At 67.7% G+C, this 14,814-nt stretch carries 13 protein-coding genes; 4 read left to right on the top strand and 9 right to left on the bottom strand.

The genetic code is table 11. The annotated features are described in order from the left end of the window. Position 1: 1 nt before the first annotated feature. The 7 genes from ACIBI9_RS40310 to ACIBI9_RS40280 all read right to left on the bottom strand — a co-directional run bounded on the left by ACIBI9_RS40310 (position 2) and on the right by ACIBI9_RS40280 (position 8,018). Complete coding sequence (locus ACIBI9_RS40310) at positions 2-298, bottom strand: hypothetical protein (RefSeq protein WP_397230433.1); 297 nt, start codon at positions 296-298, stop codon at positions 2-4. Further along, positions 295-2,076 carry an alpha-galactosidase gene (locus tag ACIBI9_RS40305; RefSeq protein ID WP_397230431.1) on the bottom strand — a complete coding sequence of 594 codons (1,782 nt, stop codon included), beginning with the start codon at positions 2,074-2,076 and terminating at the stop codon, positions 295-297. Before ACIBI9_RS40305 ends, ACIBI9_RS40310 begins: the two co-directional genes overlap by 4 nt. Beyond that, on the bottom strand, positions 2,073-2,813 hold the full coding sequence (locus ACIBI9_RS40300; RefSeq protein ID WP_397230429.1) for a carbohydrate ABC transporter permease: 741 nt from the start codon (positions 2,811-2,813) through the stop codon (positions 2,073-2,075). The genes ACIBI9_RS40305 and ACIBI9_RS40300 overlap by 4 nt, the downstream gene beginning before the upstream one ends. Positions 2,814-2,925: 112 nt before the next feature. After that, a complete protein-coding gene (locus ACIBI9_RS40295) occupies positions 2,926-3,987 on the bottom strand; it encodes a carbohydrate ABC transporter permease (protein WP_397230427.1) in 1,062 nt (353 codons plus the stop codon). A gap of 36 nt (positions 3,988-4,023) precedes the next feature. Next, entirely contained in the window at positions 4,024-5,274 is a 1,251-nt protein-coding gene (locus tag ACIBI9_RS40290; RefSeq protein WP_397230425.1) for an ABC transporter substrate-binding protein, read from the bottom strand. A 24-nt stretch (positions 5,275-5,298) separates the two neighbouring features. Continuing rightward, the gene (locus tag ACIBI9_RS40285) at positions 5,299-6,474 is read right to left on the bottom strand and encodes a hypothetical protein (RefSeq protein ID WP_397230423.1); all 1,176 of its coding nucleotides are present in this window, start codon (positions 6,472-6,474) and stop codon (positions 5,299-5,301) included. A gap of 548 nt (positions 6,475-7,022) precedes the next feature. Beyond that, complete coding sequence (locus ACIBI9_RS40280) at positions 7,023-8,018, bottom strand: LacI family DNA-binding transcriptional regulator (RefSeq protein WP_397230421.1); 996 nt, start codon at positions 8,016-8,018, stop codon at positions 7,023-7,025. A gap of 1,037 nt (positions 8,019-9,055) precedes the next feature. Between ACIBI9_RS40280 and ACIBI9_RS40275 the strand changes: the two genes are divergently transcribed. After that, complete coding sequence (locus tag ACIBI9_RS40275) at positions 9,056-10,252, top strand: cytochrome P450 (RefSeq protein ID WP_397230419.1); 1,197 nt, start codon at positions 9,056-9,058, stop codon at positions 10,250-10,252. A 32-nt stretch (positions 10,253-10,284) separates the two neighbouring features. Further along, complete coding sequence (locus ACIBI9_RS40270) at positions 10,285-10,917, top strand: TetR/AcrR family transcriptional regulator (RefSeq protein WP_397230417.1); 633 nt, start codon at positions 10,285-10,287, stop codon at positions 10,915-10,917. Between the two features lie 155 nt (positions 10,918-11,072). On the opposite strand, the gene ACIBI9_RS40265 is transcribed toward ACIBI9_RS40270, so the two are convergent. Continuing rightward, positions 11,073-11,378, bottom strand: a complete 306-nt coding sequence (locus ACIBI9_RS40265) for a hypothetical protein (protein WP_397230646.1) — start codon at positions 11,376-11,378, stop codon at positions 11,073-11,075. Between ACIBI9_RS40265 and ACIBI9_RS40260 the strand changes: the two genes are divergently transcribed. Continuing rightward, positions 11,365-11,574 carry a hypothetical protein gene (locus ACIBI9_RS40260; RefSeq protein WP_397230415.1) on the top strand — a complete coding sequence of 70 codons (210 nt, stop codon included), beginning with the start codon at positions 11,365-11,367 and terminating at the stop codon, positions 11,572-11,574. The two genes, ACIBI9_RS40265 and ACIBI9_RS40260, sit on opposite strands and share 14 nt — an antisense overlap. Before the next feature lie 779 nt (positions 11,575-12,353). On the opposite strand, the gene ACIBI9_RS40255 is transcribed toward ACIBI9_RS40260, so the two are convergent. Continuing rightward, positions 12,354-13,229, bottom strand: a complete 876-nt coding sequence (locus ACIBI9_RS40255) for a winged helix-turn-helix transcriptional regulator (RefSeq protein ID WP_397230413.1) — start codon at positions 13,227-13,229, stop codon at positions 12,354-12,356. Positions 13,230-13,282: 53 nt separating this feature from the next. On the opposite strand from ACIBI9_RS40255, the gene ACIBI9_RS40250 reads away from it, so the two are divergent. Further along, positions 13,283-14,563 carry an MFS transporter gene (locus ACIBI9_RS40250; protein WP_397230411.1) on the top strand — a complete coding sequence of 427 codons (1,281 nt, stop codon included), beginning with the start codon at positions 13,283-13,285 and terminating at the stop codon, positions 14,561-14,563. Positions 14,564-14,814 lie beyond the last annotated feature (251 nt).

Below are 14,814 nucleotides of genomic sequence, written 5' to 3'. Positions count from 1 at the left end.
GCTAGATCCCCTCGGCGGGGCCGTCCGCGCGCCCGCCGTCGAGGTAGAGATCGGCGAACGGCAGACAGACCTGCGACCAGCCGCCCTGCAGGGCCATGAGCCGCCGTTCGGCCTCCGGCACGTCGCCCCGATCGATCGCCGCACGTGCCGCGAGCAGCGTGGACGGCACCCCGCGCGAATCGGCCCGCCTGGTCACCTCCCAGAGCAGGCGGTCGGGCACCGCGACCCCGTCCGATCGGCCCGGCCGGGGAGGGCCGGGGGAATCGGCTATGAACGTCGTCGCGGAGACCTCCGTCATGTCGAGGGCATCGATGAAGGGTCCCGGCGCAACCGGGCAAGCCCACCGGAGGGAATGGCCAGCGCCTGGGGCCCGGAGGCCAGGACGATGTCCCCGTCGACGACCCGCCGCCCCCTGGCGTCCCAGGTCTCCAGGCCGGCGCTGACCTCGTCCCCCTCGTTCAGCAGGATCGGGGAGCTGTCGTCGGCATTCGCGACCAGCAGTTCCGTCCAGTCGCCGGCCGGAATCAGGATGGCGTGCGGCGCGTACCTCGCGACGAAGTGCCGGCCGCCGTCGTGAACGCGGGCCGCCGGGTACATCAGTTCGGGGCGCTCGGGCACCAGGCGGCCGTGCAGAAGGAGGTCACGGTGCTCGCGCCAGACACCGAGCCAGAACGTGAGCGCCTCGGACTGGCCACTGGGAAGCCGCGTCAGGTCCACGGAAACCTGCGGCACGCCCAGCAGTGAGTTGATCAGATGATGGGCGACCCGCTCCGGGCTGTCACCCTCGGCCCACATGATCGGGTCGCTGTGGATCGGCGTGCCCGGCCGACTCAGGCGGAGGTCGAGGATGCCGACGCGGTTCTGGACCGCGTTCAGCGGGCAGTCGCCGACGCGGATCATCGAGGCGTGCCGGGCTGCTTCCGGATGCACGTACGGCTCGCGGAACTCGATCAACGGCTCGACTCCGAGCCCTCGCAGCCTGTCGACGATCTCGGTCACGGTGTCGACGGCCGCGGCCACGGACCCCGGCGCCTCCGGGTCCTGGAACTCCTCCAGGAAGTCGAGCTTCAGGCCGTCGGCCGCCGTCCGCGCGATGATCTCCTCCATCCGCCCGACCAGGTAGGCGCGAGTGAAGGGGTCTCGCGGGTCGAGGACCTCCGCCTCCAGCTCGGGTTTGTCGCGCAGCGTCGCAAGTCCCAGGTCGCGGGTCTTCGCCCGATAGCCCAGGAATGGTGTGCCGATCCACCACACGGTGCGCAGCCCTCGGGCGCGTAACGCCTCGACCAGGCCGGCCGCATCGGGGAACTTGTCCTCCGCGACCTCCCAGTCGCCGCACGATCCGTATCCCCGGCCGTGCGAGCTCGTCTGCCAGCCGTCATCGACGATCACGGTGCCGAACCCCATCGCGGCCGCACGATCGGCCTGCCCGAGTACGGTGGCGGCCGAGACGTGCTGGTGCGCGAAATACCAGGTGCACAGGACCGGGTCCTCGGCCCCCGGCGCCCCGCGATGGCCGTCCTCCCCTTGAAGCCAGCGCCCCGCCTCGGGAACGGCTTCCGCGAAGGTGCCGCCGGACACGTCCAGGAGAAGCCGCACGTCGCCCGCCGCGCCAGAGCCGCCGACGGCGATCTTGATCACAAAGTCGGCGGTCTCCTCCACCAGGCCGGCCAGCACCTGGGTCTCGCTACGGCCGGTGTCGACCGCGTAGACCAGACGGGCGACGTCGCGCGAGCCGAGCAGGGCCCCGAGCGGAATGCCCCGCAGGGCGGTCGCTTCGACCGCCGCCCCCCACGATGGCGGGATCGTCGCGTGCGGCACGGTGCTGCCCGGGCACCACCACGCGGCCGCATCGGTGGCGGGGATCGTCACGGTGAGACTGATCGGCTCACCCAGCGTGCTGAACACGACCTCGAAGACTCCGCCCCGCAGTTCGCGCACGTCACCCGGCCGCGTCGCCCGCAGCAGGAGCCCCGCGCCGGAGTGATCGGCGCCCAGCGGGACAGGCGCCTCAGGCTCCGAGTGGGTCCACCCCGGTAGCCAGGAGGCACCCGTGGCAGGCATTTCGATTTCCGTCATTTGATCCCCGTGAATGATATTCCGCCGATGATGTGACGCTGCGCGAAGAAGAAAAGAAGAACGCACGGGAAGGTCACCACCAGGGTGGTGGCCATCAGCAGTGGAGTGTTCGTGCCGTGCACGGACTGGAAACCCGCCAGGGCGAGCGGAAGGGTCTTCCACCGATCCGTTGAAAGGTAGATCGCGGCCTGGAAGAAGTTGTTCCAGTAGGACATGAACTGCAACACCGCGGTCGCGATGACGATGGGCCGGGAAAGCGGCAGATAGATCGAGAACCAGATGCGGAACCAGCCTGCGCCGTCGATGAGGGCAGCATCCGTCAGCGCGTCCGGCAATCGCAAATAGAACTGCCGGTACAGGAAGATGAAGAACGAGGAGCCGAAAAAGGTCGGGACGATGATCGGCCACAGCGTGTCGATCATGTCGAGATCTTTGAAAAGAATGAACTGCGGAACGATCGTCACCTCCCCGGGAAGCAACATCGTCGACAGCACGATCGCGAACAGCACCCCGGAGCCCCGGACCCGGATCCGCGCGAACGCGAACCCGATGAGCGACGACGAGAAGACCACCGCGACGACCGGGACGAGCGTGCTCAGCACCGAGTTGCGCAGGTAGGTCCAGAACGGGAACGAGCCGAGACCGTCGGAGAAGTTGGACCACTGCCACTGGATGGGCCAGAGCGACACCCCTCCCTGCGACACACCCGCCTGCGTCCGCAGCGCGGTCGCGATCATCCAGAGGAAGGGGTAGACGAAGACGACGGACCCGACCACGAGCAGCGTGACCGCGAAGATCCTGGGCCCGAGCGGCCGGGGTCGCGCCCCCTCCGCACGCACCGCTCCCGCGCTAGCTGACATGGACACGCCGCCTCCGCTCCCTCGGCCGTTGCGATTCGTAGTAGACCCAGAAGGCGCTCCCCCGGAACACCAGCGCCGTGAGCACCATGATCATGCCGAACAGGATCCAAGCCAGGGCGGAGGCGTATCCCATCTGGAAGAAGGAGAACGCGTTCTGGTACAGGTACAGGACGTAGAAAAGGAGCGAGTCGGACGGGCCGCCCCCGTTGTGCGTGACCACGTAGCCCTGGGTAAAGGTCTGCATCGCACCGATGAGACCCGTGACCACGTTGAAGAAGATGACGGGGCTCACCTGGGGAAGCGTGATGTGCCACAACGAGTGCCGGCGCCCGGCGCCGTCGATCTCGGCCGCCTCATAGAGGCTCTTCGGCACGTCCTGCAAACCGGCGAGATAGATGATCATGTTCCCGCCGACCGTCCAGAGGCTCATGAGAATCACCGCGGGCAGGGCCCAGTCGGCGTCGAAGAGCCACTTGGGTCCGTCGACGCCGAACAGGCGGAGCAGCCCGTTGACGAGGCCGTAACTGGGGTTGAAGACCCAGATGAACAGCACTGCCTGGGCCACTCCCGTCACCAGCGAAGGCAGGTACCAGATGGTCCGGAACACGTTGACCCCGCGAACCCGGACGTTCATCAGGAGCGCGACACCCAGGGAGAGCACCGTCTGCAAGGGAACGCTCACGACGGCGTACGTCAGGGTGACCTTGATCGCCTGACCGAGCGCGGGGTCCGAGAGCGCTTCTTTGTAGTTGGCGAGCCCCGTGAACTTCGCCGGATCGATCAGGTTCCAGTCCATGAATGACAGGACCAGGGAGTACACCATCGGCCCACCTGTGAAGATCACGAAGCCGACGATCCACGGAGAGACGAAGAGCCAGAACGCGGCGGCGTTCCGCGAGATCCAGCGCGCCCTGAGGGCGCCCCACAGACCGGCGCCGATGAGGCCGAACACGATGGCCAAGATGATGACCAGGGAGAGGATGGGCCTGAGCCCCTCGTCGACGTGCAGCCGTTCGAGGAATCCCGCAAGCCCATCCACGATGCCTGACATGCCGAGATCCCCTCTACGCAATCCGCTCGGCGACCGTCACTGCGCCGCGTCCAGCAACTTCTGGCAGTCGGCCTGAAGCTGCGGCAGCACGACGGCCGGATCCTCGGTGCCGGACCCGATCGCGGTGCGCGAGTTCAGGTCTCCTGAGAAGGCGCTCTCGATCCGCACCTTGTCCTTGACGGCGGGCGTGGTCACCGCGTTCGTGACGGCGTCGATGAAGGCCTGCAGGTTCACCTTCGGGGCGATGGATTTGAAGGCGTCGAGCGATCCCTGGATGACGGGGATGCCGAGGGCGGACGTCGTCGTCGCCAGCAGGTTCTGCGCGTCGGGGGTCGAGCTCATGAACTTCGTGAAGGTCTTCGCCGCGGCGGTCTCCGCCTCGCTCGCGTCCTTCGCGATGCCCAGGCTGTCGACCTCCATGGGCTCGCCCTTGCCGGGCATCGGCACGATGAGGAACTTCGAGGTGTCCAGCGCGGCGATCTTGGCGATGTTCCACGGGCCGAAGTCGGGCAGCATCGCGACCTTGCCGTCGGCGAGCCACTGGAACATGTCCTGCCCCTGCGCGTCGGCCTGGTTGGGCGCGAAGCCGTCGGCCTTCACGGCGTCCACCACGGTCCGGGCGGCGCGGATCCCGTCGGCGTTGCCCATCGTGCACTGCTTGCCGTCCGCGCTGTAGTACGAGCCGCCCTCCGCGATCAGCCAGCCGTCGTACCAAAGGGGCGCGGAGCCATAGACCTTCTTGGAGTCCGATCCCGACGTCAGCTTCCTGGCCGCGGACACGAAGTCCGCGGTCGTCATCGGCGTCGTGCCGGACGGGACGGCGATGCCGGCCTTGTCGAAGGCGTCCTTGCCGACGGCCATGACCTTGCTCTTCGCAACGAAGGGCACCGCGTAGTCGACCCCGCCGAACGTCCCCGCCTTCTGGACGGCCGGCGAGTAGTAGACGCCCTTGTCGACCTCGACCTGCTTGAAAGCGTTGGCGAAGCTCGGCAGCGAGGTATCGGAGATCTCCGCCACGGTCGGGGCGGAGCCGCCGGCGATCGACGTCTGGAGCTTCTGCTCGTAGTCGCTCTGGATCCAGTTGGGCTCGACCTTGATCGTCGGGTTGGCCTTCTCGAACGCCGCGATCATCGCCTTCATGGTGGCGGCCTCGTCGGTGGTCCCCCAGAAGGCATAGCTGATCGTGGTAGTCCCGGCCGAGCCTCCTCCATCACCGGTCTCGCTGCTACACGCGGCGAGCGCGAGGAACGAGGCGGCGGTGACGGCGGCGAGTGCCTTTCGGTGCAAGGGGGGTCTCCTTTTGTCAGTGATCTATCGCTGCCCGCGGAGCACGACGACGCTGCCGTCGGCACCTGCGCGTACGCGTGAACCGTTCGGCACGTCAACCGTGGTGACGTGCCCGTTGTCCCAGGTGGAGGTCCAGGTCACGCCTGGTCCGCCAGTCACCTGAAACTCGGTGGCCTCCCTGGCCTCGTGCCGCAGTCCGACGACGGAACCACCGACCGGAACTTCTCCGACCTCGATCCACTCCCCGGCCGGAAGATGCGAGCGGGTGTGGACGACGCCCTCCCTGGCGCCCGGCTCCAGCCCGGTCAGGCCGACCGCGACGTGGGCGACGTGCGTGAAGGGGACCTCCGGATAGTCCGCCCTGGAGCCGGCGAGGTATCGCATCCACCGCAACGCCTCCTCGTCCCACCCGTACCGGAAGAACGCCTCCGGAAGGTAGGTGAAAGCCTCGATATTGGACGGCGGCGTCGCCGCGAGGCCGGATCGGAGGAAGCCGAGATGCGCGCTCGAGCGCTGGTCGTCGCGCATGATCCCCTTGAGCGCGGGGAACCAGGTGCTCTCCAGCCGGAACCCGCCGGCCGGTCCGTCGGCGGTGAAGCCCGCAGCGTAGTGCTGGTCGCCGGGCAACCACCATGATGTCGAGAAGTGCTCATCCAGCTGCTCGGCCCGCTCACGATTCCACGCGGCGAACTCCTCGTCGAGCACCGTACCGGTGACGGAGCCGAGCGCCAGGTGCGCCGCCCATTGGCTCGCGATCCCGTCGGCGGCGACCAGGAGGTGCGGTGGCCGCTCCACCTCGTTGTAGGTCGCCGTCCCGCGGAAGATGTCCCCGCTGCCACCTTCGCCCGCGACACCCGTCCCGAGGGGATCATGGGCGTCGACGAACGACGTCATCGCGTTGCGCACGAACGCCGCGATCTCCGGAGCGAGCAGGAATCGGTCGTCCGCCGTCCAGCGATATTGCTCGACCGCCTTCTCGACGAGTTCGAATGGCGCCGGGACCTCTCGTACGAAGTCGTCATCCGAGTGGTAGTCGATGGCGGCCGGCGTCCCGTCGAACTCGAACGCCCACAACGGATACCAGCCGCGGTCGCCGTTCGACGATCCGGCGAAATGCCGGAGCATCGAAAGGTTCTCCGCGTCCAGTCCGAGCAGATGCGCGCCGAGCATTTGGTGGGCGAGGTCTCTCGAATAGAACATCGGCCGGTCCGTCAAACCGGCCCAGTAACTCGGGAGATATCTCGGGTCCCGTCCGGTCTGCACCCACTCATGCGAACGATGTGACGCCCAAATGAAAGATTCGACAAGATCGTGCATGCTCGAATCAACCCGAAGTTGCCATGGTGGGTGATTTTGGCCGGCCCGTGTGGCGTGCGCCGCAGGTGGTGACTGCCTCATCATGAAAACCGAGTGTTACATACACGTCATAAACACGTCAACAGCAGGGCAAAACCGTGCATTACAAGACGGCAACACGCTCAAGGAGCCCGCGTCCCACAGCGACAGGGCGGACCCATCGTGGGCCCGGCAGGAATCACACAGCCCGCCGTAGCGGCAGGCAGCCCCTCCGCGGCGGCCGGCGACGGCGGCCGTACCACCCCACCGTCCGGGCAGCCATCAGTAGAGGACACATCCCGCGAGCAGGTACGATCGCCGCCGATGCCGTCACGCTGGCGACATCGGGCGAATCCGGTGAATCAGGCAGCAGCGAGCGGTCGCGGATCAGCCTGCTGAGCCGCGACCGGCGACTATGCGCGTGGGGCGGCCGTCGAGCCGCGGATGATCAGCTCGGGGTCGAACATCAGCTCCCCCGCCGGCACCGGCCTCCTGTTGACCAGATGCACCATGGTGGCGGAGATCGCCTGCGCGATCCGCTCGATCGGCTGCCGGACCGTCGTCAGGGGCGGATCGACGAATCCCATGATCTGGGAGTCGTCGTATCCGACGACGGACACGTCGCCTGGCACGGACAGACCGCGGCGCCCCGCCGTACGAATCGCCCCCAGGGCCATGTAGTCGCTCGCGGCGACGATCGCGGTCGTACCCTGGTCGAGCAGGGTCTCGGCGGCCGACATTCCGCCCTCGACGCTGTACACCTGACGCGCTACGAGTCGCCGCGGGTCATCCACGCCATGTGAGCTCATCGCCTCGACGAAACCGTCGAGGCGCCGCTCGCTGGGCCGGTTCCCCACCGGGCCGACGATCATGCCGATGTCACGGTGGCCGAGGTTCCACAGGTGGTCGACGGCCAGCGCCGCCGCCACTTTGTCATTCGTGGAGAAGCTGGGGGCCGGGACGCCCTCGATCGCGCCGTTCATCGAGACGATCGGGATCTGGCGTTCCAGCAGCAGCCGGTACGGCGCCGGGTCCGCGCCGATCAGGGTGTTACTCGCCGAGGCGAAGACCGCGCCCGCGATGCCCAGATCCATGGTGGAGGTGATGAAGTCGATCTCCTGCAGCCCGCCCACCGTCGTGGAGCACACGACGGCCTTGAACCCCTGGGGTGCCAACGCCGACTCGATCAGCTCGCAGAGCCGTCCGAAGAAGGGCTGGGCGAGGCCCGGGGTCAGGACGATGACGAGCTGGCTCTGTCCTCCGCGGTCGTATCCCAGCTCGCGGATCGCGTCCTCCACGACACGGCGCGTGCTGGCGGCAACCACACCCCGACGGTTGAGCACACGACTGACGGTCGCTTCGCTGACCCCGGCACGAGCGGCGACGTCACTGATTCCGACCTTGGCCATAGCTCCCTTTTGATCATACGGACGACGCGTGATGTCACTATACGGCCAGACCTACTGCGCAGGCAGTTCGGTCACACCGCGGCAACGGTGTCAATCCTGGGCGTGCCGTGACGGCGTGGTGGCTGACCAGGCAGAGAGGGATGGTGGGCTGTTGGCCGGCCGAGGGCGCGTTTTCGTTGCATGGCGGCGGTCGCAACGGGCCACGGGCGGGTGGCCAGACTCCGGACCGTGGGGTGGCCAGACTCCGGACCGCGAGGCCGAGGAGCGCAGCAACGCGTTTGATGTTGCGCTCCTCGGCATACCGCTCGAATATTGAGTGCCGTGCTCCGTGTGAGCCGCTCAGCGACGCCGGTCTGCTCGGATGCACGAGGGTGTCACATCGAGCGTGGACAAACTTGATGATCTTGGCCGTACTGGTCGTCCATGCGACACGAGCTTCTCGACACCTGGAGAGCCTGGGACAGGCTCGAGCGACTGGACTCGGCGCGGGCAGACCATGCGCCAAGACCGGCTCATCGACTTCAACCCCGCCGCCGTCCTCAAGATGCCGGCCCAGACGCGACCCAAACCCCTGGTGTGGACCGACGACCGGGTCCGAACCCGGCAGACCGGCTACCACGCCGCCCGGCAGGCCGAGAAGCAACGCCGGGGCGGGCGGCGGGTCGACCCCATCGACGCCTACACCACCGTGCCACACCCTTCACCGGTCATGCTCTGGACCCCCACCCAGACCCGCCTCTTCCTCGAAGAAAGCCCAACGCCACCGCCTGTTCGCCCTGTACCGGCCCATCGCGCCGCGCGGGCTTCGCCGGGGCGAGGCATGTGGGCCGCGATAGAAGGAGGTCCACTGTGTGATCCCAGCGTTCCTGTACCACCTTCACCTCCACCCCGGCCGCCAGTGCCACCTGCGGGTAGACAGAGGTATAGGTGTCGGCGATGAGGGCGCTGGAGACTGGTCGCCGCCCGCCCAGACAAGTGATGGACTACTATCATTTTTGAAGGGCGTTTCCGGCACATCGGCCTCTCCAGGAGATGACATGAGCGATCCTGTGACTCTGCCCCTGCATATGCGGCGCACCGCGTTCGACCCGGTTCCCGAGCTCGCGAAGCTACGCGACGGCGTGGGCATCGAGCGGGTGCCCACGCCGTTCGGGCTCGAAGCCTGGCTCGTCACCCGCTACGCCGACGTCAAGGAGATCCTCGGAGACGCCGAGCGGTTCAGCAACAGGCGCCCGCAGAACCTCCCCATGCCCGGCATGCAGGGCCTGAGCCCCGAGCAGGTCGCGAAGATGCAGGCGGGCAACCTGCTGCTGTTCGACCCGCCCGAGCACACCCGGCTGCGCAGGATACTGACGCCGGAGTTCACCATGCGCCGCATGCGCCGGCTGGAGCCCCGCATCCACGACATCGTCAACGACCACCTCGACGCGATGGAGCGCGCAGGCTCGCCGGTCGACCTGATCAAGACCTTCGCGCTGCCCATTCCCTCACTGGTGATCTGTGAGCTGCTCGGCGTCCCGTACGAGCACCGCGACGACTTCCAGCGGCGTACCAACACGCTGCTCGACATCTCCAGGCCCGCCAAGGAGCGCACAGCGGCCTCGCTGGAGTCGCGTGCCTACATGTCCGAGCTGGTCGCCCGAGCCAAGGCCGAGCCGGGCGAGGACATGCTCGGTATGCTGGTGCGCGAGCACGGCGACGACCTGTCGCTCGACGAGCTCGCCGGCATCGCCAGCCTGCTGCTCCTGGCCGGCCACGAGACAACCTCCAACATGCTCGGGCTCGGCACTCTGGCCCTGCTGCGCCACCCCGACCAACTCGAACTCCTCATGAAGGAGCCCGAGCGGATCGGCGCCACGGTGGAGGAGCTGCTGCGCTGGCTCAGCATCGTGCACTCGGGCGTGGCCAAGGTGACCACCACCGAGGTCGAGGTCGCGGGACAGCACATCCCGGCGGGCGATCTGGTGATGCTGGCGCTCCCCTCGGCCAACCGCGACCCGAAGTTCATCTCCGACCCCGACCGTTTCGACATCGCCCGTGGCGAGATGGGCCATGTCGCCTTCGGCCACGGCGTGCACCACTGCCTGGGCGCGCCGCTGGCCAGGATGGAGCTGCGCATCGCCTTCCCCGCTCTGTTCGACCGCTTCCCCGGCCTGCGCGAGAGCGGCGCCCCCGCCGAGTTCCGCTCCTTCCACATCGTCTTCGGGCTGACCAGCTTCGAAGTCGCTTGGTGAACCCGGGGCGCGTCGGCTGCTAGCGTTCACATGTGCACGAGCAGCGAAAGCGAGCCGACGCGCTGCGTAACGCGGACAAGATCGTCCGGGCCGCCATCGCGAGTCTGCGCGAGCACGGCCCGGACGTGTCACTCGAGGAGATCGCCCGATACGCCGGCATCGGCAGCGCCACCGTCTACCGCAGGTTCGGCGACCGCGATGGCGTGATCAGGGCGGCCTTCCAGACGTACTTCGCCGAAGAGGTCGAGCCGCTGGTCCTGGCCGCCCGCGACGCCGACGACGCCGGACGGGCGCTGACCGAGGCGCTGACCGCCTCGGTCGAGACCCTCGCGGCGCACCGCGCGCTGCTGCGGGCGGCGCGCATGTCGGGGGCGTTCACCGTCGATATCGCCGTGCGGTTCATGGGGCCGCTGGGCGTCGTGCTGGCCAGGGCCCAGCGGCAGGGCGTGGTACGCCATGACCTGATCGTCCGCGACCTGGCCGCCATCCTGGTGATGGCGCTGGCCACCATGCACTCGGGCGACCCCGAATGCGGCGATCTCCGCCGCTACCTGGCGCTGCTGCTGTCGAGCCTGCGGCCGTCGGACGACGAACTGCCGGCCCCCTCCGCCCGGTCGCGCCACATCCTCGACTCGTCCCCAGCTTCGCGACAGATCGGACACTGAACCCGCCTGATCGCGGCTACCCAACGTGGAGACGGCTCGGCATCAAGATCGCGCCCTCCACCGTCTGGGAGCCCCTCAAACAAGAAGGCCTTGACCCAGCACCCCAGCGGGCATCCACCACGTGGGCCGACTTCCTGCGCTCGCAAGCCGACGCCCTACTGGCCTGCGATTTCATCGAGACCGTCACCTTGAACGGGCAGCGTCAGTACATCCTGGCCGTCATCGAGCACGCCGGCAGGCGCATTCGCGTGCTCGGCCCCACCGCTCACCCGAGCGCCGGCTGGGTGATCCAGGGGGTCAGGAATCTCGTGATGGACCTGGAGGATGCGAACTGCCGGACACGCTTTCTGATCCGGGACAGGGACGGCAAGTTCCCCGCCCTCATGGACGAGCTCCTCGCGCGAAGGCGGCATCAAGACGGTGCTCACCGGATTCCGGATACCCCGCATGAACTCCATCATGGAGCGATGGGTGCAGTCCTGCCGCCACGAACTCCTGAACCGCTGCCCGATCTGGAACGGACCCCACCTGCGGCACGCCCTACGCGAGTACGAACACTTCCACAACCAGCACCGAGCCCACCAAGCCCTGAACCAAGCCGCCAGCTGCATACCGTCCCGGAAACGATCACGGACCTCGAACGCATCACCGACCTGAACATACGCCGACGAGACCGGCTCGGCCGAGTCCTCCACGAGTACTCACATACCGCTTGACCTGCCTGGATGGAATTTTCGGCAGGCGCAATGCCCCCACGGCGCCACTCCCTGATCAGCACCACCCTCGCCAGCGCTACCCTCCTGGCCAGCATGACCCTGATGGCCGCCACCCCCGATCTCGCGGCCGCGGCCACGCGCCCTGCTCAGCGCACGTTCCAGGCCGCGGCACAGCGCGCGGAGGGACCGCTGCCGGCCGACGCGGTCGCCATGCTGCCGGTGGACGCCGAGCAGCGCGAGGGCTACCAGCGCACATCTTTCAGGCACTGGACCGATCAAGATCGTGACGGCTGCAACACTTCCGTGCCGAGGTCCTCCTCGACGAAGCCATCACCCCGCCCCAGGTCGGAGCCGGCTGTCGACTGTCCGGCGGGTACTGGGTGTCCTGTTACGACGATCAGCCCGTCGACGACCCCACCCGGCTCGACGTGGACCACCTGGTATCTGTGCCCGCCACACAGGTTCCCACTCAGCCCTGGTTCATTTCCCCCGACTCGCGCCCATGAGCAGCAGTTCGTCGAGCGATCCACCGTTACCCGGACCAGCAGCCCGGAGAGCCCTTCCCCGACGTCCTCATCCCGGCGGTGAAACACCGATCGCAGCCCGTTCAGCGCCTTCCGGGGAACTCTCCGGACCAGATGGGCAACGCAGAGCCGAGCATCTCGTAGGTGACGGCGAAGAGCAGGCGGGCGATGGGCGACGAACGCGCACGAATCGCTGTCATTGACTGCGGACGAGGGCGAGCATCTCATCCACTGAACCGGCCGGATCGCTGATCGGAAACTGCACCGCCCGGATGATCGCGTCGGGGTCGAGCAACAGGGTGAGGCGCTTGAAGCGGTCGACGCCGGCCGTTCGGAAGGTCGGCAGCAGAAGCCCAGCGGCGAGTCTGCTGTCCTGGTCGGACAGGAGGGGATAGGACAACCTCGCATGCGTGACGAAGGCAGCCAACTGGTCGGGTCGCTGGGTGCTCACGCCTCGGATCGCGGCACCTGCCGCCTCGAAGTCGGCACAACGTGACGCGTAGGTGAGAGCCTCCAAAGTGCAACCCTTCGTCCCCGGGATGTCGGCCCAACCAGGCGGGTAGCCCTGGGCGCCCGGGGCAAAGGCGCCGGGGAAGAAGTAGAGCACAGTCCAGACGCCGCCCGGCGCGTTGGGCGTGACCGGCTCGCCGTCATGTCGTTCCAGCACGACATCCGGCATTCTCCGGTTGACCAGCTCGTGCACGCGACGGCTCTCGGCAGACCCGTCCTCGCTGGTCGCGGTCAGCGCCCCATCGCCCATCACATGTCTGGCGCCCCAATCCTGCAGGGCGATGAGCGCCGGCAGCAGGCCTTCGCCTTTCGTGGTCAGCACGTAGTCGTAGCGCGGCGGGCGATCAGAATAGGGCCGCCTCACGAGCACCCCGTGTTCGACGAGCCTGGCCAGGCGTTCGGCCAGAGCTCGACGGCTGACGCCGAGCTCACGCTGAAGGCTGTCGAAGCGGGTGGTGCCGCCCGCGATGTCCCGCACTACCAGGAACGTCCACCAGTCGCCGATCACTCCGAGCGCTTGCGCGATACCGCAGTCGGAGTCGGGTAGATCGGCGCGCTTCACGTACTCCAGTATAGTGCGTTCCATTCTGGAACTTACCTAAGAGAGGCGCTGGGATGGGAATCGACAGTGGAGGTGGGGCGGGCGTCTTCTGGCGGTGGTGGACGGCCGGCACGACCAGCGCGGTCGGATCGGCGGTAGGCGCAGTGGCGCTGCCGCTGACGGCCTTGACGGTGCTCGACGCCTCCGCGTTCGAGATGGGCATGATCGCCGCCGCCGGTTACGTCGCCTGGATCGTGATAGGCCTGCCCGCCGGGGTGGTGGTGCAGCGACTCCCCATGCGAAGGGTTCAGGTCGGCGCCGACCTGGCCCGCGCGGCGGCGGTCATCTCCATCCCGCTGGCCTGGTGGCTGGACCGGCTGACGGTCGCCCAGCTGGTCATCGTGGCCCTCGTGACGAGCTTCGCGAACGTCATCTTCGACGTCGCCAACTCGACCTTCCTGCCGTCGATCGTGAGCAAGGAGCAGTTGCAGTCCCGTAACAGCCTGACGTCCGGCACCCACGCCACTACTCAGCTCGGTGGGCCGTCGGTTGGCGGTCTCATCGTCCAGGTGCTCGGGGCGGTGCCCACCCTCCTCGTCGACGCGGCCAGCTACCTTGTCTCAGCCCTGCTGCTGCGGACCCTGCCCGAACGCCGCGCAGAGGCCCCCGACCGCTGGCCACCGGTGCGCGCGATGATCCGCGAAGGCTGGCGCTTCGTCGTGCACCACCCGGTCATGGGTCCGTGCATGTGGGCCGCCACCGCGGCCAACACGGTCTGCGGGGCACAGCACGCGCTCTACGCGCTCTACCTCGTACGCGAGCTGCACGCCGAGCCCGGCCTCGTCGGCCTGCTGCTAGCGGCGGACGGCGTCGGCACGCTGATCGGCGCGGCGTTGACGAACCAGGTCACGGCGAGGCTCGGCACCGCCCGCGCCCTGATCGTCGCCGGCTTCGTCGCGGTCGCCGGGGCGCTCGTCGTTCCCCTCGGCACCGGTTGGCACGGCTTCGCCGCCTTCGCCGCGGGCAACATGGTATTCGCCGCCGGCGTCGTGGTGCTCAGTGTGGTGACCCGCACGTACCGGCAGATCGCCAGCCCGCCCGACCTGCTGCCTCGGGTGATGGCCACGGTCCGCTTCGTCTCCTGGGGCGCGATCCCGATCGGCGGGTTGATCGCCGGCGCGATCGCCGGAGTGCTCAGCGGCCGGGTCACCCTGATGATCTTTGTCGTCGCAGCCATCTGCATACCGTTGGTCCTGCTGGCCTCACCGATCCGGCACCTGCGCGACCTCACCGACTATCAGCAGAGCGACGAATCCACCGGCTCGCCACCGCGTCGTCGGCAGCTCGCCCCCTGAAGCCCAAGCGGACACGTCCAACCCGTGAAGCCCGGGTCCGCGAACTCCCGCCTGTCAACAGGAACCAGCCGCATGGTCGAGCGGACGGTCAGATCATCTGTGCCGGCTGACCACATCACAGGAACTCGATGGCGCTCCACAACGACGGAATCCTCAGCTCGGGAGCAGTTTGGCAGCTCATCGCAGAATTCTTAACCCAATCCCGATGACCTTCTACCCACCGGCCAAGATCAAAAATTCAGGAAGACACT

The organism is Nonomuraea sp. NPDC050451 (genome assembly GCF_044458585.1).
This window is presented reverse-complemented; position numbering and strand designations above follow the sequence as displayed.